We start from the raw sequence: 23,725 nt of genomic DNA on the forward strand, positions 1-23,725 counted from the left end.
GAAAGAAATCAAATATCGGAAGAAAAAGCCTGCTTTTCTTCCGATTTGATATCTATTTCTTAGTTTGCCTGCTGCTGTTCAGGCTGCTTTTTTAGCTTCAGCTTCTGCCACTCTTTTTCAACCTCATCGGCATAGTCTAAATGAGCATATGCCCCTTGATCCGCAAATTGTGCATAACTGCCTGCTTTTGTTTCCATTTCTTCAATACGGTTCTCCATTCGAAGAAACTCTTTATACGCACTTTCACTGTCTACTTTATTGATTGAATCATTCATATGCTGCTTTGCCTGTGCGGCATTTGCTCTTGCAATCAGTGCCTGCTTTTTGTCTTTAATATCACGCAGTTTCGTTTCTAAATGCTGTAATTGCTCTTTCAGCTCTTTTAATTGTTTCACAGATTGCTGGTACGCTTCCTGATATTCGTTGTGCTTTTCTTCAAAATACTTCATTTCTGTGAGCGCTTTTCGTGCAAGCTCCTCTTCTCCCGCATGGTATGCAAGCTCAGCCTGCTTCTTTCGTTTTTCAGCAAATGCTTCCGTCTCTTCTGCTTTTCGCAGGAAGCCTTGCTGAATCGTTTGCTGTTTGATGATGGCATGTTTCGCTTTCGCAACATCATCCTCCATATCACGAACGTATTGATTCAGCATGACACGCGGATTCTCCAATTTATCTAAGCCTTCATTGACAGTTGCAACAAACATATCTCTTACTCTTCTTAATACCATTTGATGTTCCTCCTTTTATTTTTTCTTTAAAAAGTCTTCCCATTCTTGATCAAATGACGTGTGAATCGGTTCCTCCGTATTGGGTGCCGTGTTTGGTTCCATATATGCTCTGCTTGATGATTTTTTGGTAGATTCACCAGTGATCATCGACCAACCAAAATAAAGAAGTACCCCTGCAAATGCGATGCCGAGTAAAAACGGCAGAAATTGCACGACGATCAGTACACCAATAACTGCTAGAATGACCCCTAAGGTTTTACTGCCTTTTTCATATTTTTTAACACCTGCATAGATGAGCCATGCCCCAATCAAAACCGGTATCAGTCCACCTAATGAACCACCAAAGAAGATGGATAAACCGACAAACAATAAAATTGAACCGATAATCGTTTTACTTGTTATTTTCATCTTCATGCCTCCTTTCTTGCTCCTTGCTTTAACTATAGTCAAAAAAGAAAGCCGGCAAAACGTGTCACAGATTGATCTTTGATTGCGACTAGAGTCGTAACAATGCTCAGACTGAACGGGTGAATCAAACAAAAAACACTCTTCGAAAAAGAAGAGTGTTGCACTTTGTCTTCTGTTCAGCGTGATAGAAAACATTTGCAGTCTAGGAAGGGCGAGTACCGGAGCGGAGCGAATTTGACATTCGTGAGCACCGGTGCGCAGACCTGACACCGAATGCGAGGGTTTGTCTACACGCTGAGACACTCATCGATAAGAAGAGTGGTGTTAAACGTATGGTAGAATCACAGAATAAGTTGTATCTAAATCAAGTAAGAGGAAGGTGTCATACATTGGTAAATAAAGATCAACTAGCTGATCTATTTGCTAGTCATCCTTTTCACATACAAGAAATCTATCGTTTAGTCATCCAGCCCCATAGTACATTAAGGGAGTTTAAGACAGAATGCGCTGGCTTTCTTTTCAGCATTCGCGGGGAAGCTAGACTGAATGTCAATGGGAAGAACTACGATTTGCAGCCAGGGTCCGTCATGCATGTAACACCAGAATGCCAGCTTGCCCTGCAGGTGATCAGTCAATCAGAATACGAGTATCATTCACTTTTCTATCATTTGAATTGTGATAAGCAATCTGACTGCGACACTGTTTTCAAGCTGGAAACGGGATCAAATCCGAGAATCATTGAAATACTCACCATGCTCCATCAGAATGTCCATACACCTGGCGGGATGGGAAAACTTCGAGTCAAAGAATTATTTATGCGCATCCTATATCAAATGCTCATGGGCTGTAATCAGAAAGAGAGCTCTCCTCATGAAAGGGTCATCGAGGAAGCCATTGCTTATATTAGAGGACAATATATGATTCCATTAACACTTCAGGATCTCGCTGAACTGTTCGATATGAACCCTAAAAGCTTCTCATACTTTTTCCATAAATATACCGGACTTCACCCAATTGACTATGTCATCCAGTATCGTATGGAAAGAGCGCTTGAAATACTAAAGGCAGGTAATATTCCGATTCGTGACGTTGCTATGACTGTCGGCTATCCCAATCAGCTATATTTTAGCAGACTATTTAAAAAGAAATTCGGAGTGCCGCCTAGCGCATATACTGCAAAATAAATCTGTCGTATTTCTTCTTAAAACGATGGATACCAGTCTCATTCCTGAAAGGGTTTCTACAGCTCTCTATGAAGCAACCAGCCTAACTGCCTCGGAAATTGAAATTGACCAAGATCAGCCCTCTTCTGTCAGCCAGATTAGATAATAATGCATATGATATTCGTTATTTGTGTATTCGCATTTCACGAGGTCCTTGCTATACTATTTTATGATAATGATTATCAATATCAATTAATGCTGAGTGATATTCAGCAACGACAGGGAGGCAGATGATGTGAACAAAAAAAGGCTGCTTTGTATCGGATTGTCCTTGTCAGCGACCTGGTTGAAGGGAAAAGGCTGGCAGCATCCAAACAGTATGGTAGAACACTTATTCTCAACTAACTTCTACGTCGAGCTTGCAAAGAGAGCAGAGATGGCCAAGCTTGACTTTCTTTTTAAGCCGGATGCACTGGTCCTCCACATAGAGTCATTGGATCACTCCCCTGGCTTTGGCGGTCTTGATCCGGCGATTCTGCTTGCATCAATTGCTCATGAGACGGATCAAATCGGTCTTGTTTCAACCGCCTCGACTACGTTCAATCCTCCCTATGTAGTGGCGAGACAACTTCAGTCCTTGCACTCGATCAGTAATGGGCGTGCCGGCTGGAATATTGTCACTTCGATCGATGGAGCCGATAATTTTAGCCATTTACCCATGCCATCTTCAGAAGAACGATATAAGAAGGCGATGGAATTTACGGACGTTGTACGCAAACTTTGGGAGAGCTATCCAAATGAGGCGCTGCTCATCAATCGAACGACAGGACAGTTTGCTGACAAGGAGAGAATTTCTTCTATTCATCATGAGGGGCATTTCTTTCAAATTAAGGGTCCGCTCAATGTACCGGCCCATCCATCAGGAACTATTCCTTTGTTTCAGGCGGGTGCTTCGGAAACGGGGAGGGATTTTGCCGCTTCAACTGCAGATGCGATGTTTGCAGCAACCCCTGATATGGCCTCAGGCATTGAATTACGGAAAGACTTGAGGAGAAGAGCATGCAAGCATGGCCGCCAGCCGGATGAAATCCGTGTGCTGCCTGGCTTGTACTTTTTTATAGGAAAAACACGTGACGAGGCGCTTGAAATGTATCGAGAGGCGCATTCCCATTTAAGCACTGCACAAGGTTATGCAGCGATACAATCGATTCTAGGTCTCGATATTCGTCACCTTCCCTTAGATCAACCCGTTCCTGCCGATATGCTGAAAGGAATAGGTGAACAGGTACGCAGTCAGACTCATGCTGATTTGCTGCGCAGGTTGATTGTACAAACGCAGCCTACCGTAAGAGAACTACTCTCTAGGCCTGAGGTCATTGGATCGGCACACTGGATGATCGTGGGAACAGCTGAGGATGCACAGAGAGAAATAACCAGATGGTTTGAAGCAGGCGCTTTAGACGGATTCATTGCTCTTCCAGGCTCGGTACAATCACTAGAATTATTTTTTGACGAATTGGTCCCTTTACTCGTCCAACATGACTTGTTTAGGAATGAATATACTGGGTCCACCTTGCGTGAGCATCTGGGTATGAAATAAAGCACGACCACAATAGACAGTTTGAAAGGAGTTTTGAAAAGATGAATAAAAAATTAATGATCATCGGCTTCATTTCCTTATTGATGCTGATCATGGCAGCATGCGGCGGAGGAGACAAGCCAAAGCAATCAACTACAGCCTCCGGAAGCAAAAATGCCAAAGTTGAAGATTCAGGTGATGCTGCTACGAAAACAATAGAGTATCTTGGGAAAAAGTATATCATCCCGAAGAAAACCGAAAAAATCGTCATTACTGGGGCAATGGAAGCAATGGAAGATGCGGTTGTACTTGATGTACATCCAGCAGGGGCAATATCAGTAGGAGGAAAGTTTCCGAAAATATTTGCTTCAATCACTAGCGATTCCGAATCAATCGGTGAAAAACAGCAGCCGAATTTTGAGAAAATATTAAAATTGAAACCTGACGTTATTTTAGGCTCCTCTAAATTTCAACAAGTCGTACTAAACAAGTTAGAGAAAATTGCGCCGACCATTCCGATCTCACATATTGCGACAAATTGGGAGGCTAATTTAGAGCTAATGGCCGATTTATCAGGAAAACAGACGAAAGCAGAGAAAATCCTCACTCAATATAAAACAGATGTCAAAAACGCAAAAGCATCGTTAAAGAAGAAGCTCAAGGATAAAAAAGTAGCCGTCATTCGAATTCGTGGAGCACAAGCCTACGTATATCCAGAAGATGTGTATTTCAATCCTGTCTTGTATAACGAACTAGGTCTCGCCGTTCCTCAGCCTGTTAGCTTGGCAAAAACGCAAGAAGCAATCTCTGTCGAGCAGCTAGGGGAAATGAATCCAGATTACCTATTTGTACAATTTTCTACGGATGAAAATCAAGAGGCACAACATGCATTTGATGACATGAAAAAGAATCCTGTGATTCAAAACATGACAGCCTTTAAAAAGGATCAGGTTTATATCAATGTGGTACATCCACTCCTTGAAGGTGGACCTGCTTATAGCCGCATCCAGTTTTTAGAAGCCTTGCAGCAGCAATTAGAAAATCAATGAGACTGCAATTATGAACTCATGACTATGGTCATTTTTAAAAATAAATGAAGCAAAAGAAGTGGGGCGAATTGTACGATGCAGGATATGGAAGTATATGATGTAACAATTATTGGCGGTGGACCTGCTGGATTGTTTTCCGCCTTTTATAGTGGATTGCGTGAAATGAAAACGAAGCTGATTGAATTCCAGCCATTCCTTGGAGGAAAGGTTCATGTTTATCCGGAAAAAATGATTTGGGATATAGGAGGGTTAACGCCTGTTCCAGGCTCGCAGCTAATCGAACAAATTGTTGCTCAAGGACTGACCTTTGAACCAAAGGTCGTACTCGGAGAAAAGGTCACCTCTATTTCTCAAGACGAAACAGGTCACTTTGTTCTCCACACCGCGTCCAATCAAAAACATTACTCCAAAACCGTCATTTTAGCTGTTGGAGGAGGTATCCTCAAGCCGATTAAATTGGATATTGAGGGGGCAGAACGATTTGAGGTTCAAAATTTGCATTATACGGTCAAATCCCTTGCACGCTTTAAAGATAAAACCGTGTTGATCTCAGGTGGTGGTAATTCAGCCATTGACTGGGCGAATGAGCTGGAACCGATTGCCAAGCAAGTGTATTTAACCTACCGGAAAGATGCTTTAAAAGGACATGAAGCCGAAATATCACGACTTAATAACAGCTCTGTCGAATGCCTGCTTCATACCTCGATTGAAAAGCTCATCGCAGCAGACAATCATGAGCGGATTGAAACGGTTGTCCTCAAAAATAATCAGGACGATGCCTTATTTGAGCTAGCCATAGATGAAGTCATTATCAATCATGGATACGAGCGAGACAAAGAATTACTTGCGAATAGCACGATTAAACTAGAGCAGAAAGATTACTGGATTTCAGGAACTCCACTGAGTGAGACGTCAGTCCGGGGCATTTATGCAGCAGGCGATATTTTGCATCATGAAGGAAAATTGCATTTGATTGCTGGGGCTTTCCAGGATGCGGCGAATGCGGTAAACCAAGCCAAGCAATACATAATGCCTGATGCAAGTGCTCGTGGAATGGTTTCTTCGCACAATGACATATTTATTCAAAAAAACAAAGAGCTGATGAAGCATTTGTATACGAAATAACGTTTTCGTTGAACAAGCAAGACTTGGAATCCCTTCTGTGCTTACAGAAGGAAGACGTTTAGCACTCTTCTCATTCGAAGAGTGCTTTTCCTTATTTAGAACGAAACACGTCTGCACTTCGTTCATATTCAACATCCGCTTCACCAAGACGATGATTTACGATTCTGGATGCTGCAAATAAATAGTCGGATAGACGATTTACGTATGTGAGCGCAACGGCTGGAATCTCCTCCTGCTTAGCGAGTGTTACAATATGCCGCTCTGCTCTTCTAACGACTGTCCGTGCCACATGTAAGAGAGCAGCGCCTTCCTGACCGCCCGGTAAAATAAACTTAGTGAGCGGTGTAGCTTCTTCTACATAGACATCCATTCTTTGCTCGAGGACTACCACAGAGGCTTCTGTTAATTTGCCCTCTTTAGGTGGTTTCACTGCTGCCAAATCACCGCCACAGTCAAATAGCTCATGCTGTATAACGATGAGCTCTGACAGAATATCTTGAAACAATTCGCCATGCTGCCGTAAATTTGCATGCGCAAGTCCAATGAAACTATTCGCCTCATCTAATGTACCATACGCTTCTACTCTCACGTCATCTTTATCGGCTCTCCCTCCGATCAAGCCTGTTTGACCCTGGTCCCCGGTTCTTGTATATAGCTTCAACGGTTTGCCCCCTTTTCTATCGTTCGTTCATTTAGTATAACCCGAACTCAATAGGATGTAGTTGTTTTACTAAAACATGGTGAATGAATGTCATCAATGAAACAGAAAAGTGAACCATTTGTTAAATTAGGATATTAAATAAGAGGATAGATAGTCCATTATGAAGGCGAACCATCCTCTTTATTTCCTTATAAAATAATAATTGAGGATATAGTTCATAATGTCTAAAATGTGATTAAGACAAAATGAAGGAGGATGGTATGAGTAAATTTAGTTTATTTAACAAGTTTATAGTACAAGAAGGCGAAAAAGAAAAAATGGTTGATATTCTGTTAGATGCAGCAGAATCAATGAAGAATTTGGATGAATGTGAAATATATCTTGTACATATTTCTGAGAATGAACCAAGTTCTGTTTATGTTTATGAAGTGTGGGCAAATGAAGATGCCCATCAAGCGTCTCTAGGTCACGAAGCTACCCAAACATTAATAAGTCGTGCGAAACCAATTATTACTGGTATGGAAAGAATCAATACTTTAATAACAAAAGGCGGAAAGGGCATTTCATCTAATTAGTATTAAACCGCCTTAGATATAAAATTAGGACTGGCTGTCATTGTGGCAGCTTTTTTTTATTTAAAGCAAAGATTGCGAACGAATGTACTTAAACAAACAGTGTGAGTTAATTGAAAAAGCGTAAATTAGGACCACACATTTTAGACATATCTAAAATGTGTTTGTCCTTTTAAAATCTACTGTTTTACTCAACTAACCTAAAAATAACTGTACGTTCACTTTTGAACGGCATTCAATGTTTGAAGAAGACGGTGCACTTTCTGTCCTAACCTTTCGAATAAAAGGTCAGCCTCTTCTGTTTCTTGCGTATTGGGTGCAGCAATACAAAAATGATGAATGGAAAGACTCGTCTCTTGTTTAATGATATGGACAAGCTGCCCCATGAGCTGAACAGACGCTCCGTCTGATAAAGATCCTTTCAGGATAAGCCAAATGGTCAACTTTTCTTGCTGAAGCATGCCGTAAAGGATCATATTGTCTTCGCCGTCTTCGGCGGCATATTGCGCTAATCCGTTAGCTTGCTCGAAAAACACCATATCTTCGGTTGACTCTAGCTGTTCATAAAGCGTCTTCGTCCCCGTTCCAATAGACCTTTTCCAAAAGAACCCGCCGGTTTTCTTATGTGAGGAAAGAATGCGAAGAGGCTGATTAATGGAAAACGTCATTCCTTCTAGGCCATATGTCCTCCAGCCACCCGCTATGTTTACACTTGATGGTTTAGAAGAGGCAGCAGGCTCGATCATCAGCTGACGGTTTGCCCTAAATGGATGCTGTAGCGGTGTCACATTTGTTTCATACACACGATTGATCCGTTCAGTGGTCAAGACGTGATGCGGCTGTCCTAACTGTTCCGTCTTTCCTTCATGAAGCAGTAGCAGCCGATCACAATACAAACTGGCAATGTTCACATCATGAAATACACCAATGACCGTTAACCTAGAAGAAGTCGTTTCTTCTTTAATTAAATCAAGCAATTCTTTTTGATAGGCCAAATCAAGAAAGCTCGTTGGTTCATCCAGCAATAAATATTCAGGCTGCTGCGCTAATGCCTGTGCTAAATATACACGTTGCTGCTCTCCTCCGCTTAAATCATGGATGGATTGATCCTTAAACTTTGCAACATCCGTTTGTTCCATTACTTTGTTGACGACATCCTCATCTTCTTGTGTGATAGAATGCAGCCATCCTTTTTGATATGGATAACGACCGAATTGAACGGTTTCTTCTACTGTAAAGGAGAAAGCCTGATCTGTTTTCTGCGGTAGAACTGCCATTTTTTGCGCAAGCACCTTTGGCTGATAGGATTGAATCAGGTAACCGCTTAAGCGTACTTCACCGCTCTCAGGTGCTAAAACTCCTGCAAGCATTTTTAGCAGGGTCGTCTTACCGCTCCCATTTGGGCCGAGTATACCGAGAAACTCTCCTTGCTTTACTTCAAGACTGATACCACGAATGATCTCTTTCTCTCCATACCCACCTCTGATTCCTTTCACTTGAATCATAACTGCGTCCCTCCTCTATATTTACGAATGAGGATGATGCCAAATACAGGTGCGCCAATTAACGCAGTAATGATGCCAATCGGTAATTCAGTCGGCTCAATGATCGTACGGGATAACACATCTGCTAAAACAAGAAAGGAAGCACCATTCAGCATAGATAGAGGCAGCAGATGCCGATGATCCGTAATAGCTAAAAGACGAATAAAATGCGGTATCACAAGTCCTACAAAACCGATCGTTCCTGATACTGCTACCGCACTTCCTGTCAGGATTGAACCCGCCAGCAGCACAACATATTTGCTCCTTTTCACATGTACACCTAATAGCTTTGCCTTCTCCTCACCATACGTCATGACATTCAAATCTCGCCCCATCAACAGTAACGCACATGTCCCAACGAGAAAGAAGGGGAGAAAAAGTGCAATATAACGCCAGCCCCTCATAGACACACTGCCAAGAAGCCAATGAATGATCTCTTTTAAATCATCACCGGTTAAAGCAATCATCAATGAAATGAGTGCGCCCAAAAAAGAGCTGAAAATCACCCCTGTCAAAATTAAAGAAGAGATGCTCATCCCACGATGAACAAGACGTGCAAAAAAGAGAACGAGGCACAGGGTCAGCAGTGCTGTTGCCATACTAAATAAAGGAAGTGTGAAATGACCAAAAAACGGAAGCTGCAAGCTAAAAAACAGGGTCGCTACGGCTCCAACTGATGCCCCTTGAGATACTCCCAGCGTGTAAGGGTCAGCAAGAGGATTTTTTAATAAACCTTGAAAAGCTGCACCAGATAACGCCAATGCTGCTCCGACTAATGCCGCTAAAATCACTCTCGGCAGCCGAATGTTCATCATAATATTGCGATCGATTGAATCAATGGTTCCAATCTGCACACCGAATAGTTCATGAACAAATATACGAAGAATAGAAGGAATGGGAATCCCTAAGCTTCCAAAGGAGATTCCCATTCCAATGCTTATTACAAGAAGTAAAGCACTCAGTGTATATGCGAGGATTAATTTATTTGAACGTGTCAGGATAGACGCTTTTCGCAAGAGCCTCGACTCCTTCAACCAATCGCGGTCCCGGTCTTGATGCGAGATCCGTATTCAATTGAAAGACTTGTTTTTCTTTCACTGCTTTGATTGCATTCCAGCCGTCTCTTTTTTTCAGATCAGCTAAGCTGGAACCATCAATTGTGACGATGACATCAGGATTTCGTTTGATGATCGATTCTTCCGTCATTTGTACCCAGCCAGTTTGATCCCCAGCAGCATTTTTGGCATGAATGACAGAAAGCATTTCGTCTATAAATGTATTTTTACCCGCAGTATAGATTTCCGGTGCACCTGAGACTTCGACAAAAACTGTTTTTTGTTTATCTTTTGAAATCGCCTCTGCTTGTTTTTTAAGATCATTCAGTTTTGATTTCATCTCGTCTACAAGTTTCGTTGAAGCCTCTTTCACGCCAGCTGCTTCACCGATCATATTGATGGATTGGTACACACCCTTAAAGGATGTCGCATCATTTACAGTCAGCACTTTAATCCCTGCATCTTCAAGCTGTTTAAATCCATCTTTTGATCCCATTTGAGATGCATGTGCTAATACAAGATCTGGCTTTAAGGAAATGACCTTCTCGACATTAAATTCAAGTCCGCCAATCTTCTCTACCTTTTCAACTTCCTTTGGATAATTGTCAAAATCTGATCGTCCGACCATTTTATCTCCTAGGCCAAGTGCATAGGCAACCTCAGTATTACTCGGAATTAAAGAAACAATTCGTTTAGGCTGTTCTTTGATTTCGACTGTTTTGCCTGCTGCATCCTTAATCGATACTGGAAATGCCGCAGTGGCAGTTTCTTTATTTTGTGACCCCGATGCTTTGTGATCTGTCTCAGCGCCTGCACATCCTGCTAAAACACCCACCACAAGCAATAACGATAGCCAAATAGCTGATAACTTTTTCATGAATGAACCCCCTGATTTATGTACTGCTTGACGAAATCTCTTTCGTCAATTCTTTTCTAATTTCGGGAATATTATACTACAGTGCAGATAGGTTGTATATGTGATTTCTAAAAGCGTCTTTTCTGTTCATAAAATAGAAAAACAGCCTCTAAAAAGACTGTTTTTCACTTTTCTATCAATTGATTTCTTCTCCATTGATGACAACTTTCTGAAAAGAAGGAGAGACTGCATGCTCTAAAGATAGAGGATACGCCACATCTTCTATGACACAATCTTTCATTTTAAAATGTGTCACAGGAGAATGTGCATAGGCGGCTATTTTCACACCATATCTTCCGCCGCTGCTTTTGAGTCCTTCTATTTCAATATGACGTACAACAGGACGATGCGGCCCAGCATCTCCTTCTTCATACATCATGTCGATACAGACCACTTCATGCTTCAGACTTTTGACTGTATTGTTTTTAAAATAAATATGTTCAATGGTTCCGCCTCTGACAGAGTTGGTTTTAATACGCAGTGCCCTGTCAAGGTTTGGACTGTCCATTACATTATTCTCTGCATATACATACCTTACCCCGCCAGAGATCTCGCTCCCGATCGTCACCCCGCCGTGTCCATCCCGCATCTCATTTCTACGAATGACGATGTTTTCAGATGAAATCCCTATTCTCCGTCCGTCCTCGTTTCTGCCCGATTTGATGGCAATGCAATCATCTCCGTTATCAAAAAAACAATCTTCAATAAGCACATTCCGGCAAGACTCTGGATTGACACCATCTGTATTTGGCCCATGCCCAATAATATGAACACCGCGGACGATGACGTTTTCACTTAATACAGGATGGATTTGCCACATTGGTGAATCCTTCACTGTCACTCCTTCGATCAGAACATGCTGACATTGGTATGGCTGTATAAAGCTCGACCTTAAATAATGACCTTCTCCAAATACCCTTTCTTCTACAGGTATTCTCTTTTCAGCCATTTCAAACAAAAGCTGGCGGTCCCGATCCTGAGAGGGCTGGCCATTCGTCCCATACTTCCAAGGCCACCAATGATGCTCATCACCTCTGCCATCAAGCGTTCCAGCTCCAGTAATGGCGATATTTTCTGCATGGTGTGCATAAATGAGAGGTGAATAATTATAAAGCTCAACCCCTTCATACCTTGTTCGTACAAGGGGCAGATAATTCTTTGGGTCTTGGCTGAATGTCACATAGGCATTCTCTTGCAGATGAATCTCTACATTACTTTTCAATTCTAAAGCACCTGTCACAAACGTCCCTGCTGGGATCAGCACACGTCCTCCTTTCAACCGGTGCGCATCATCAATGGCGGACTGAATGGCATCTGTAGAAAGCTCTGCCCCTTTCGCATCTGCACCATAATGAACCACATTAAATTCACGATCTGGGAACAGCGGCGCTTTTATCTGCTTTAGCACCTGAGCTATGCCGTTTACTTCTTTGTCCTTTTTCCCTTGCTTGGCTAAACGCGCTATTCCAATCCCTGTCAGCACCGTACCGGCTGTAATATACATCAAATCTCGTTTTTTAGACACTTCCTCATCCCCCAGTCGACTTAAAGTGTGACACCTGTTTTGAAAATAGCCAGCTCTCTAAAATTGTTTTTTTCATGATTTAACAGCTTGCCGCTCGCCACATCAATGACAGTTGAAATAAACTTTTCTAACACAACATCTTCCGGTACATCTTCAAGCAGTTCCCCAGCATTAAAGTCAATCCAGTGCTTTTTTGTTTCATATAAGGCTGTATTGGTCGAAATTTTCATTGTTGGAACAAACGTGCCAAAGGGTGTCCCTCTGCCTGTTGTAAAAAGGACCAGCTGACACCCGGAAGCGGCAAGTGCAGAAGAAGCAACCAAATCATTACCAGGTGCACTTAATAAATTCAATCCCTTTCGTTTCAGCAGCTCCCCGTATTTCAATACATCTTGAATGTCAGAAGTACCTGCTTTTTGTGTACAGCCAAGAGATTTATCCTCTAATGTCGAAATTCCACCTGCTTTATTTCCCGGGGAAGGATTTTCATATACTGGCTGTCGATGATCCAAGAAGTATTGTTTAAAGTCATTGATCATTTGCACAATATTGTCGAAAGTCGCTTCTGATGCTGCTCTCTCCATTAAAATCGTTTCCGCACCAAACATTTCGGGCACTTCTGTTAGCACTGTCGTGCCGCCTTGTGCGACAATAAAATCGGACAGTCTGCCTAAAAGCGGATTTGCGGTAATACCAGAGAATCCATCTGATCCTCCGCACTTTAAGCCGATTTTCAGCTCAGATAACGGAATGTCTTCACGATGATCCTCTTTCGCCGCATCATAAATTTCCTTGAGTAAAGCGACTCCCTGCTCAATCTCGTCTCCTACTTCTTGGCTTCTTAAAAATTTCACTCTCGTACGGTCATATTCACCTAATGTGGACTGAAAATCCTCAATGTCATTGTTTTCACACCCAAGCCCAAGGACGAGTACTCCTCCAGCGTTAGGGTGCTTCACCGCATTTTGTAAAATGGTTTTAGTATTTTCATGATCGTCCCCAAGCTGTGAGCAGCCATAATTGTGCTTTAATACGAGAGCCGTTTCAAAAGGCTTAATGTTTCCGCCCATTTCAGCGGTGAAAATTTGGATGATTTGATCGGCGATGCCATTCACACATCCAACCGTAGGGACAATCCAAAGCTCATTGCGAATCCCGCTTTCACCATTTTTTCGTTTATATCCTTTAAATGTAAGATTCGTTTTTTTATAGGGGTTTTCTGTTAATGAAGGATGGTATTCGTATTCGAGTTTACCTGATAGATTGGTTTTAATATTATGCGTATGCACCCATTCTCCAGCAGAAATTGAAGTCGTTGCATGACCAATAGGGTAGCCATATTTGATGATATTTTCTCTTTGTTTGATATGAGCCAATGCAAACTTATGACCTTTGGCGACGCTCTCTTTTAAGATAACAGTATGCCCCTGATGCTGCAGCTCCTCACCTTGCTCAAGAGCTTTTAAAGCAATACCGACATTATCTGAAGGGTGGATTACAATAAAGTCTTTCATGCTTTCTCCCCCTGACTTTCATATTGATGAAGCATCATTCGGTGAACAGCCGCTCTCATGCCGTGCTTCTGTATGAACGTCAGCTGATCAGCTACAGCGTGACTCAATCCATTAACATCCGTTAAATCTCTGCCCCATAATAGCTCACATGAAAGAATTCTCGCTGCAATCGCTTCATTGGAATGCTTCTCCTCTTCCCATGCTTCCTTCATGAGTTTCAGCACCGTCTCATCATCCTTTACCTTTTCTGCATGTACTCTGTAAAAATAAATGAGACTGCTAAGTGAAAACACAAGTTTCATTGGCAGCTGTTTCTTTTGCTCGACATAATCAAGTAATGACGGAAGATTTCGAGATCGGAACTTTGATACCCCGTTCAGAGCAATATCCAGCAATTGATGCTTTATAAATGGATTGCAAAAACGATCCCAAACGGATTGTGTATACAGAAGTAGCTCATCATCTGGGAGTTCAAGCCCTGGCAGTACTTCCTCCTCCAGCATTCGCCGGATAAACGGACCAACATGCTCATCTTCCACAGCTTCTTTTACAGTTTCTATACCGCATGAGCAGGCAATCGGCACCATTGCTGTATGTGCACCATTTAAAATTCGCACCTTGCTCATACGATAAGGCGCAATATCCTCTACAAACAGTACATTTACCCCTGCTTCTTGAAAGGGAAGCTCTTTTTGGACGAAGGCAGGTGCTTCAATAACAAACAGATGGTAATATTCTGCCGTGACAAGTAATTCGTCGATATACCCCTCTTCCTTTTTGACGATTTCAGCCGCTTCCTTAGAAAATCCAGGGACAATTCGATCTACAAGCGTATTACAAAACGTATTGGCTTCCTTAATCCAAGTAATAAACGCAGGCGGCAGCTCCCACTCAGCTGCCATACCTATTACATATTCCTTCAAACGATCACCGTTGTGTTCAACCAATTCACAAGGCAGAATGATAAGACCTTTCTGCTCATCTCCAGCAAATGTTTTAAACCGGTGATACAAGAGCGCTGTCAGCTTTCCTGGGAAACTGGCTTGAGGCCTATCCTCCAACCGATCCTCCTTTCTGAACACAAGTCCTGCCTCTGTCGTGTTTGAAAAAACGAAGCGAAGATCCGGGTTTTCAGCTACGTGTAGAAACGCCTCGTAATCCGTATACGTACTAATTCCCCTGCTAATCGATTGGATGATCATACGTTCATTCATTTCTTGCTGCTCATGGTATCCCTGAATACATAATGTGTACAAGCCATCTTGTTCATTCAAAGCCGTCACCGACCCTTTTCGGGGAGGAACAACAACCGCTCTTCCTTTAAAATCTGTGCAGTCGTTCAGCTTCTGGATGTGCCAATTGATAAATCCTCGCATAAAATTCCCTTCGCCGATCTGCAAAATCGTTTCAGGATACTCAGGCGCCGGGTATATGGCTTTAGATAATCGTTTCAAATTGATTCCCCTCTCCACTCGATATGCACACGTGAACATTTTCTTGAAAAGGTGCTGATTACTGCACCTTTTTGACTGAATCTCTGATCATCAGCTCTGTGTGGACATACACTTTTTCCATATGATCTTCTTCCTGTTCTTCACCGTTTATCACTGATAGGATGGCCTCTGCTCCAAGTGCACACATTTTTTCAATCGGCTTTTTCACCGTTGTTAGGGCAGGTGTTGTATAGGATGAAAAGGCAATATCATCAAAACCGATTATAGAAATATCATTTGGACACGTTTTTCCTTTTGCATATAAAGCATTCATTGCACCTATTGCCATATCATCGTTTGAACAAAAAAGCGCTGTTGGTGGATCATGAAGAGAAAGCAGCGATTCCATTGATTCATAGCCACTTTTCATGTGATAGTCACCTTTCATCATATACTCTTTCCTCATAGGTATATGGTGATCAATTAGCGCTTGCAGAAAACCAGCTTTTCTTTCTTGGGTCGATTTAAAGCCTTCTTTCCCTTCAATAATGGCAATTTGATCATGTCCTTGCTGAATGAAATAGTGCGCTGCCTGGTAAGCTCCTTGACTATCATCTGCTAATATATTCATGACTTCATTACTTTCTACACGGCGATTCAGCACAATAATCGGAATGCCCTGTTTTTTGACATGATGGATAAACGCTTCATCGTGCTCGCTTTGACTCATGAGCAAAATGCCATCATAGCGTTGTTTATGAATGGTTGTGTAATCGTGAAAGTCGTCAATTCCTCTTACAAAGAGATTATAATGCTCTGTCATGACGCTATTGACACCCTTTAACGCATCCACAAAGAAGCTGGAGGATGTGCCTTCTGTTAAACTCGTAAAAAACAAACCAATTGTAAATGATTTTTGTGATACAAGGCCTCTCGCATGGACATTCGGTGAATAATTCAGCTGTTTTGCAATCGACAAAATCCTTTGTTTTGTCTTCTCCTTAATAAAAGGACTGTTATTCAAAGCCCTTGATACCGTGGTGTGAGAAACATTTGCCAATTTTGCTATGTCTTTAATTGTGACTGTCATGCTATTCCGCCTTTTATGATTTTTTACCATCTTATCATAAAACCGCTTTCATTTTCTTGCCTTTTCTTCATGTGATTTTGTTTGATTGCTGGCGCTGCTTTACCCGGTCAAATTGAAAATACTGCTTGGCATTTTCATAGCTGATTCCTTTCACCATTCCCCCTAACAGCTCAAGATCATATGGGGCTTCTCCTTTTTCTACCCAATCACCGATGATATCGCAAAGCAGTCTTCTGAAATATTCATGCCTTGTATACGACAGAAAGCTGCGTGAATCTGTCAGCATTCCAATGAAACGGCTGATCAGTCCAATGCTGGATAGAGCCATCATCTGCTCTGTCATCCCTTGTTTCGTATCATTAAACCACCAAGCTGTGCCATGCTGAATCTTCCCAGGTGTCTTCCCGTCTTGAAAGCTCCCAGCCAATGTTGAAATCACGACATGATCCCTTGGATTCAGGGAATAGAGAATGGTTTTTGGCAGTGCATTTTCTTGTTCTAAATGATCCAATATTCGGCAAAGCGGCTTGGCAATGTCTTCATCATTCATCGCATCATATCCTGTATCTGGTCCGAGCCGCTCAAACATTTTCGTATTGTTGTTCCGCAGCGCATTGATATGAAGCTGCATCGTCCAGCCACGCTCACAATATGCCTGACCTAGCTTAATAAAAGTTTGTGTTTTAAATTTGATCTTTTCTTTTTCTGTCAATGGATGCCCAGACATTCTTTTATGAAAGATGGCTTCCACTTCTTCTTCGGTCGTTTCTTCATAAGTCATTTCATTAATGGCATGATCTGAGATCAGACAGCCCTGTTCATGGAAGAAATCAATTCTTGCATGGAGTGCTGTCAAAAAATCTTGATAGGATTGAATTGGAGTTGACGAAACCCCCGCCAGCTCGTGAACATAATCTACAAATAAATCATTCGTTATATCGAGTGCCTTATCAGGTCTAAACCCTGGCAGCACTTGCACAGAGAAACCTTCTTCCTGCAGCTTTTGATGATAGTGAAGCGAATCGACTGGATCATCTGTTGTCACCACAGTTTCGACGTTCGATTTCACAATGAAGTCTCTCGCACCAAAACCCTCTCCTTGCAGTTTTTCATTTACTTTCTGCCAAATGATATCTGCGGTCTTTTCGTTTAAGAGTTCTTCAATGTCAAAATAGCGTCTCAGCTCTAGGTGAGTCCAGTGATAGAGAGGGTTTCCAATGGTCATAGGTACGGTCCTCGCCCACGCCAAAAATTTCTCATAATCTGAAGCATCCCCTGTGACGTGTGATTCGGGTATACCGTTTGCTCTCATGGCACGCCATTTGTAATGATCTCCGTAAAGCCATGCTTCTGTGATGGTTTGGAAGGTTTTATTTTCATAAATTTCTTTAGGGCTTAAATGACAATGATAATCTATAATTGGAAGGTCCTTTGCAAACTCATGGTATAGCTTTTCCGCCGTTTGACTGTTGAGTAAAAACTGCTCATCTAAAAAGGCTTTCATCAAACTCCCCCATCTCTCTTATAGATAAAAATATTTTGTTCACGTTAACAATTTTATTGTAATCGTTTACAAAGATGATTTCAATCCTAAAACAGGAAAAAACGATCTCCTTTAGAAAAGAAAATCGTTTTTTGGCTATTTTACAGGTGATGATTTTTTTAGGATAATCGCAATAGTTGTTCCAGTACCTAGTTCACTTTCAACTTGAATATCACCGTCATGCAGCAAGACGAGCTCTTTTGCTATCGCAAGACCTAGTCCTGTTCCATTCGTTGGATCATTTGTATTTGTCCCTCTGTAGTAGCGGTTAAATAGGTGATCCACCGTTTCCTGTGCCATCCCGCGGCCATTGTCTTTCATCTCGATCCGAACTTCTTCATCTGTTTCAGATAAAACAGCTGTAATATGAGTGCCTTTTTCGTTATGCTTCACTGCATTCGCCAGCAGGTTCTCAATCACTCGTCTGAACCATGCTGTATCGATCTCAAATATAACTCCATTTGTTTGATCTTCAAAGGAGGATGGATAATCCTCAGATGAGGAGCTTCTTGAAAACTCGTCCATAATGGAAGTTAAAAATTCACTGAGTTCAACCGGTCTCCGATTTATAGGAAGGGCACCATTCTTCAATCGGTATGTGAGGTTTAAATCCTCAATCAAGGTCGACATGTATTCTGATTTTTCACGAATAACCTGTCCCATTTCCATGACTTCTTCTTTGGACCATTGATACTGATCGGATTCAAGCATGAGTCCATACCCGTAAATCGTACTTAGAGGCGTTTTCAAATCATGAGACAATCCTGCAATCCATTCTTCCCTCGTGGTTTGAATTTTTCTTCGGTTTGCTTCATTCTCTTTTAAAGTATGTGTGAGCTGATCCATTGTTTTTAGGATATCTTCAAATAAACGATATTCCCGCTTAATACGGCCTTTTTTATTTTTACTGACTGGAATTCCCTTTCTATTAGTTGGTTCCTGCAATTTATTTTTTGATAAGAAAATCAGCCAGCGAATAATGTGATAAATTGGTAGCCCATAGCGATACGAATACCATAATGTCATCACAATAATAATAGTGAGTGCAAGACCTGCAATTAAGATGTTTGTATATTGATTTAAAGCGTCTGTCTCTTTATCGTAAAGTTCGTCTGGGCTGTATACTTTATTTGGTACCGAAACGATGATATACAGGTTTTTATTCACTTTCATATAAGACAGATCACTTTTAAACTCCCATGGTTTCGATTGATACTTGAGCAGTTCAACATCTGTTACGTTATTTTTCAAATCGGTGTTGGTTCGTATGCCTTTTAGATATTTTCCTTCTTCATTGAATAGATGCACCGATCCATTCATTCTCTTCAAGAATTCTTTCGTTTCAACCGAATATTGAGATAGCGCAGCCAAATTCTTCTCATGCTGCTTCAAATAATTGGCTACTTTTGTGCTGTTCGTTTTGAATCCATATAACACGATAAAGCTTTCTTTATCAATCTCAATTGGCCAAAAGTACATTTTGTAATCTTTAAATTGTCTCTTTTCAAAGATCTTGATCATTTCATCCTTTTGATAGGATGTTGGAATGGTTTTAGGACGATGATAGCTATAGACGTTATTTTTTTTAGAATCAATTACTTGCAGCCAGCCGTCTCGTTTTTTCACTGCTTGCTTGAGCTGTTCGTCGGCTTCCATTTTTCCATCCTCGTTAAAATATAGCCAGCTCATGAGTGTATCTCCATCAGCTTTTGTTAAACCGGTTTCGGCCATGTTCTCATAGTGTTTTATATAATATAAGTTTTCAGAGAACGTCTGCCCGATCGTCAGAATGGCAATCACAATAAACATTTGTCCGACAAAGTGAAAGAAAAGTTTTGCTCGTAAATTCATAAATTATTGAAGAACCTTTGCAGGATGCGGTATAAATTTATATCCCATACCACGGATCGTCACAATATATTCAGGGTGACTCGGATCTAATTCGATCTTTTCTCTCAGCTTTCGAATATGAACCATGACAGTGTTGTTATCACCATATGATGGGACGCCCCATACTTTCTCATAGATTTGATCTTTTGAAAGAACCACATTCGGATGATCGCAAAAGTACTTCAGCAAAGAAAGAAGCTGAGCAGAGCATGCCGTCACCTCTCCTCTTACTTTCAATTCGGCTGCATGAGGATGATAGGAGAAATGGGCAAAATGATATTGGCTTTGAGTTTCTGCTTGCTCTTCCTGCAAGGAGATATATGTTCGGTTTAGATGAGCCTTAATTCTAGCCACTAGTTCAAGCGGGTTAAATGGCTTGGTGATGTAATCGTCTGCCCCCTGCGCAAAGCCTGTCAGTTTATCGACATCAGACGTTCTTGCGGTTAAATAGAAAATGGGCGCTTTCGTTAATTTTCTTATTTCTGGAAGAACATCAAAACCAGACTTACCGGGCATCATTACATCTAGGAGTAAGAGGTGGATGTCCTCATTCTTGACAACATGTAACGCTTCATCTGCATGGTAGGCTTTATAAATATGTTGAAATCCTTCTTTTTTTAATACGCGTTCAACCATTTTTACAATTGCTTCTTCGTCATCTGCAATCAATATTTTTGCTGTTTCCACGCATCTCTTTCCTTTCTGACTATGATCTCTAACCGTATATTACCATTGTCTAAAGTAAAAAAGTACCTCTTTTCTGCATAAAAGCGAAAAAATATAACTTGAGAAAATGGCCGTACAAGGAAGTATCAGACACGCAAAAAAACTCGGCAGCTGCACCGAGTTCCTTTACTTCTATTATCCGTTCACAGCTTCTAACTTTCGTTCATGATTCACTAAGTCATATGTTAGACAAATCGGCTTATTCGTTCTAGGATCAAGCACTATTTCTGCATCAATATGGAACACCTTGCCGAGTACCTCTTTGGTCATGACCTCATGAGGCGTACCGTCTTTTATGACTTTCCCTTGATTGAGAGCAATCATGTAATGTGAAAAACGCGCTGCATGATTTAAATCATGAATGACCATCAACACTGTTCGCCCCTGCTCTCTATTTAAGCGTTCTAACAGCTGAAGAATCTCAAGCTGATGCGCAAGATCCAAATATGTCGTAGGTTCATCTAGCAGGAGCAGCTCTGTTTCCTGTGCAAGTGCCATCGCAATCCATACACGCTGGCGCTGTCCACCGGAAAGTGCTTCAATTGGCCGATCATGAAAAGCGATCATACCCGTTTCCTCAAGCGCCCATCTGATGATTCGTTTATCTTCATTTGATAGGCGGCCAAACCCATTTTGATGCGGGAAACGTCCATATGACACGAGCTCATATACGGTCAGTCCACTTGGTGCTTCAGGTGTTTGCGGTAAGATCGCCATTTGTTTTGAGATTTCTTTTGTCGGCGTCTCATGGATGGCCTGACCATTTAAGTAAACAGCTCCTCGATTGGACTTCATAATACGTGACATCGTTTTTAAAATGGTTGATTTCCCGCAACCATTTGGACCAATCAGAGTTGTCACCTTGCCTTTTGGGATACTGACATTTAAATCTTCCACAATCAAACGGTCTTGATAACCGATACAAAGCTTTTCTGTTTCAAGTGATTTCATATGTTGTCTCTCCTTCCTCATTAGTTCGTTTTCATCAATAAGTAAATGAAGTAAGGTGCGCCTAAAGCAGAAACGACAAGGCCAACTGGCACTTCTGATGGTGCAAGTATGACGCGGCCAAGTGTATCAGCCAGTAATAGTAACAGCGCCCCAATCAACGCGGAGGCCGGTATCATTCCTTGATGCTTTGGCCCAACAAGCTTTCTCGCCAAGTGCGGTGCGGCTAACCCTAGGAAAGAAATACTTCCTGCTACAGCAACACTCGCACCTGCTAATGCAACGGCAATTAGCATGAACAAGCTTCTTTCTTTATGAACTGAAATACCCAATCCATAGGACAGCTGATCACCCAAATTCATGATATTTAAATAGCGTGCTCTGACAAGCGCAAATATAAGGAAAATCACCATCCATGGCAGAACAGAAAGGACATACGTCCAACTCGAGCCATAAATGCTTCCAGATAACCACACGATAGCTTGGTTAAAATCATTAGGATTCATTTTTAATTGAATGACCACAATCGCTGCTGAAAACGCAGCATTGACACCAATACCAGTTAAAATCAATCGGACAGGTGTGATGCCTTTTTTCCACGCTAACACGTAGATTAGAAATGCAGCAAAGCCTGCACCTACGAATGCGAAAAGCGGCATTACAAAAATCGTAAAGTCACCTAGATTCGCCATCGTACCTTGAAATGCAAAGATAAACAGCACAACGGCAAAGCCTGCACCTGCATTGACACCGAGAATACCTGGGTCAGCTAAACCATTTTGAGAAACACCTTGCCAAATCGCTCCCGATACAGCAATAGAAGCGCCAACAAGTAAAGCGATGACCATTCTTGGAAGTCTGAATTCGAATAATACGAGCTCATCCATTTCACTTCCGAATCCGAAAAATGTTTTCAATGTATCCATCGGAGAAATACGAATTTCTCCGGTATTTAAACTAATTAAGAACACAGCTACGATCGCTAAAAAAATCATGAGCATTGTTCGTTGATATTTCTTTTTCTTTGCTTGCTGCACCATTTCCATTTAAATTCCGCTCCTTTCACGTCTAGCTAAATATAAGAAGAAAGGAACGCCTATAATTGCAGTAATGGCACCGACTGGCGTTTCAAATGGAGCATTGACCAGCCTTGCAGCGATGTCTGCATAAATTAACAAAGTAGCCCCTAAAATAGCGGAGCAAGGGATAATCCATCGATAGTCGACTCCGACCAAGAATCGGGTGACATGAGGTATCACGAGCCCGATAAAGCCAATAGAGCCTGCTACTGACACGGCAGCACCCGTTAAAAGAATAACAACCAATATACCAAGCACCTTAACCGTTTTCGTATACTGTCCAAGGCCTTTCGCCAGTTCTTCACCTAAGCTCAGAACCGTGATCGATCGGGCAAGGATCATTGCAATGACAAGTCCTGCAATGGCAACTGGAATAACGATATGAATGTTGTTCCAATTCACACCTGCCACGCCTCCAGCGTACCAAAAGCTCATGTCTTGAGCGACGTCAAAACGGATAGCAATTGCTGAGGAGATAGAGCTTAAAAGTGCTCCAACTGCCGTACCAGCAAGTGCAAGCTTTACTGGAGTCAGTCCTCCTTTTGACATAGTACCAACACCAAACACAATAGAGGCACCAAGTGCGGCACCGACAAATGACCAAAGAATTAATGTAAAAGAAGATTGGCCAGGGAAAAATGCAAATGCAATGGCAATCGCAAATGCCGAGCCATTTGTCACACCCATAATTTCAGGAGACGCAAGCGCATTCCTTGTCATGCCTTGCATAATGGCACCTGATACTGCTAAAAAGGCACCGACAAGTGCGGCTCCAACTGTACGCGGCAGCCTCAATTCCCGAATGATTTGATGTGAAGTTTGATGTGGATCAAACTGAAAAACAGCTTCCCATACAGTTTTCAGGTGAATATTTGCTGCTCCAAGTGATACCGATAAAAAAAGACCAAATGCTAAAGCGATGATTCCTATGATGATAACAGCTGCTGTTCCAAAAGGCTTCGTGACAATATCAATCGTATCGTCGCTCCCAGACAGCTGTTTATTCGATTGTGAGCCCAAAACCAGTCTCTTCCTTTCCGTTCATTTCTATTCTTTATTAGTGATAATGATTATCAATCTCGAAGTCTAGTATATCACTTTCTTTTCTTTTTGAAATCATTGTTCTGATAAATTTCTTTATTTTCATAAAAAAACTGTGAGAATTTCACCATTTTTTGTT

Annotated in this window: 21 protein-coding genes; 5 read left to right on the forward strand and 16 right to left on the reverse strand. The window is 41.7% G+C overall.

The annotated features are described in order from the left end of the window. Positions 1-59 precede the first annotated feature (59 nt). Positions 60-725, reverse strand: a complete 666-nt coding sequence (gene liaH / locus AKG37_RS07715; protein WP_060698270.1) for a stress responsive protein LiaH — start codon at positions 723-725, stop codon at positions 60-62. Between the two features lie 15 nt (positions 726-740). Then, complete coding sequence (locus tag AKG37_RS07720; RefSeq protein WP_060698271.1) at positions 741-1,133, reverse strand: hypothetical protein; 393 nt, start codon at positions 1,131-1,133, stop codon at positions 741-743. Between the two features lie 389 nt (positions 1,134-1,522). Between AKG37_RS07720 and AKG37_RS07725 the strand changes: the two genes are divergently transcribed. The 4 genes from AKG37_RS07725 (at position 1,523) to AKG37_RS07740 (ending at position 6,049) form a co-directional block, all read left to right on the forward strand. Continuing rightward, complete coding sequence (locus tag AKG37_RS07725; RefSeq protein ID WP_060698272.1) at positions 1,523-2,317, forward strand: AraC family transcriptional regulator; 795 nt, start codon at positions 1,523-1,525, stop codon at positions 2,315-2,317. A gap of 274 nt (positions 2,318-2,591) precedes the next feature. Next, a complete protein-coding gene (locus AKG37_RS07730) occupies positions 2,592-3,896 on the forward strand; it encodes an NtaA/DmoA family FMN-dependent monooxygenase (protein WP_060698273.1) in 1,305 nt (434 codons plus the stop codon). 41 nt (positions 3,897-3,937) lie between these two features. Continuing rightward, positions 3,938-4,924, forward strand: a complete 987-nt coding sequence (locus tag AKG37_RS07735; protein ID WP_060698274.1) for an ABC transporter substrate-binding protein — start codon at positions 3,938-3,940, stop codon at positions 4,922-4,924. Positions 4,925-4,999: 75 nt separating this feature from the next. Continuing rightward, entirely contained in the window at positions 5,000-6,049 is a 1,050-nt protein-coding gene (locus tag AKG37_RS07740; RefSeq protein WP_060698275.1) for an NAD(P)/FAD-dependent oxidoreductase, read from the forward strand. Between the two features lie 91 nt (positions 6,050-6,140). On the opposite strand, the gene AKG37_RS07745 is transcribed toward AKG37_RS07740, so the two are convergent. Beyond that, positions 6,141-6,710, reverse strand: coding sequence for a cob(I)yrinic acid a,c-diamide adenosyltransferase (locus tag AKG37_RS07745; RefSeq protein WP_060698276.1), 570 nt, complete (start codon positions 6,708-6,710; stop codon positions 6,141-6,143). Positions 6,711-6,970: 260 nt separating this feature from the next. On the opposite strand from AKG37_RS07745, the gene AKG37_RS07750 reads away from it, so the two are divergent. After that, entirely contained in the window at positions 6,971-7,285 is a 315-nt protein-coding gene (locus AKG37_RS07750) for a putative quinol monooxygenase (RefSeq protein ID WP_060698277.1), read from the forward strand. Between the two features lie 215 nt (positions 7,286-7,500). Here the strand turns inward: AKG37_RS07750 and AKG37_RS07755 are convergent, their stop codons facing one another. From AKG37_RS07755 to AKG37_RS07815, 13 genes are all read right to left on the reverse strand, one after another. Further along, entirely contained in the window at positions 7,501-8,787 is a 1,287-nt protein-coding gene (locus tag AKG37_RS07755; RefSeq protein WP_060698278.1) for a heme ABC transporter ATP-binding protein, read from the reverse strand. Further along, positions 8,784-9,842 (reverse strand): FecCD family ABC transporter permease, encoded by a 1,059-nt coding sequence (locus AKG37_RS07760; protein ID WP_060698279.1) that lies wholly within the window; start codon positions 9,840-9,842, stop codon positions 8,784-8,786. Before AKG37_RS07760 ends, AKG37_RS07755 begins: the two co-directional genes overlap by 4 nt. Next, complete coding sequence (locus AKG37_RS07765) at positions 9,808-10,758, reverse strand: ABC transporter substrate-binding protein (protein WP_060698280.1); 951 nt, start codon at positions 10,756-10,758, stop codon at positions 9,808-9,810. The genes AKG37_RS07760 and AKG37_RS07765 overlap by 35 nt, the downstream gene beginning before the upstream one ends. Positions 10,759-10,933: 175 nt before the next feature. After that, a complete protein-coding gene (locus tag AKG37_RS07770; protein ID WP_060698281.1) occupies positions 10,934-12,322 on the reverse strand; it encodes a glycoside hydrolase family 28 protein in 1,389 nt (462 codons plus the stop codon). A 20-nt stretch (positions 12,323-12,342) separates the two neighbouring features. Then, positions 12,343-13,836 (reverse strand): UxaA family hydrolase, encoded by a 1,494-nt coding sequence (locus AKG37_RS07775; RefSeq protein ID WP_060698282.1) that lies wholly within the window; start codon positions 13,834-13,836, stop codon positions 12,343-12,345. Next, entirely contained in the window at positions 13,833-15,290 is a 1,458-nt protein-coding gene (locus AKG37_RS07780) for a tagaturonate reductase (RefSeq protein WP_060698283.1), read from the reverse strand. Before AKG37_RS07780 ends, AKG37_RS07775 begins: the two co-directional genes overlap by 4 nt. Before the next feature lie 58 nt (positions 15,291-15,348). Then, positions 15,349-16,359, reverse strand: a complete 1,011-nt coding sequence (locus AKG37_RS07785) for a LacI family DNA-binding transcriptional regulator (RefSeq protein ID WP_060698284.1) — start codon at positions 16,357-16,359, stop codon at positions 15,349-15,351. 67 nt (positions 16,360-16,426) lie between these two features. Beyond that, on the reverse strand, positions 16,427-17,863 hold the full coding sequence (gene uxaC, locus AKG37_RS07790) for a glucuronate isomerase (RefSeq protein ID WP_060698285.1): 1,437 nt from the start codon (positions 17,861-17,863) through the stop codon (positions 16,427-16,429). Positions 17,864-17,998: 135 nt separating this feature from the next. Continuing rightward, a complete protein-coding gene (locus tag AKG37_RS07795) occupies positions 17,999-19,753 on the reverse strand; it encodes a HAMP domain-containing sensor histidine kinase (RefSeq protein WP_060698286.1) in 1,755 nt (584 codons plus the stop codon). A 3-nt stretch (positions 19,754-19,756) separates the two neighbouring features. Next, positions 19,757-20,479: a response regulator transcription factor gene (locus AKG37_RS07800; protein WP_060698287.1), complete on the reverse strand. Its 723-nt coding sequence runs from the start codon at positions 20,477-20,479 to the stop codon at positions 19,757-19,759. 174 nt (positions 20,480-20,653) lie between these two features. Continuing rightward, positions 20,654-21,469, reverse strand: a complete 816-nt coding sequence (locus tag AKG37_RS07805; protein WP_060698288.1) for an ABC transporter ATP-binding protein — start codon at positions 21,467-21,469, stop codon at positions 20,654-20,656. A 20-nt stretch (positions 21,470-21,489) separates the two neighbouring features. After that, entirely contained in the window at positions 21,490-22,512 is a 1,023-nt protein-coding gene (locus AKG37_RS07810; protein ID WP_060698289.1) for a FecCD family ABC transporter permease, read from the reverse strand. Further along, entirely contained in the window at positions 22,513-23,565 is a 1,053-nt protein-coding gene (locus AKG37_RS07815; protein ID WP_060698290.1) for a FecCD family ABC transporter permease, read from the reverse strand. Positions 23,566-23,725 lie beyond the last annotated feature (160 nt).

Source organism: Bacillus australimaris (assembly GCF_001307105.1).
Lineage (GTDB): Bacteria > Bacillota > Bacilli > Bacillales > Bacillaceae > Bacillus > Bacillus australimaris.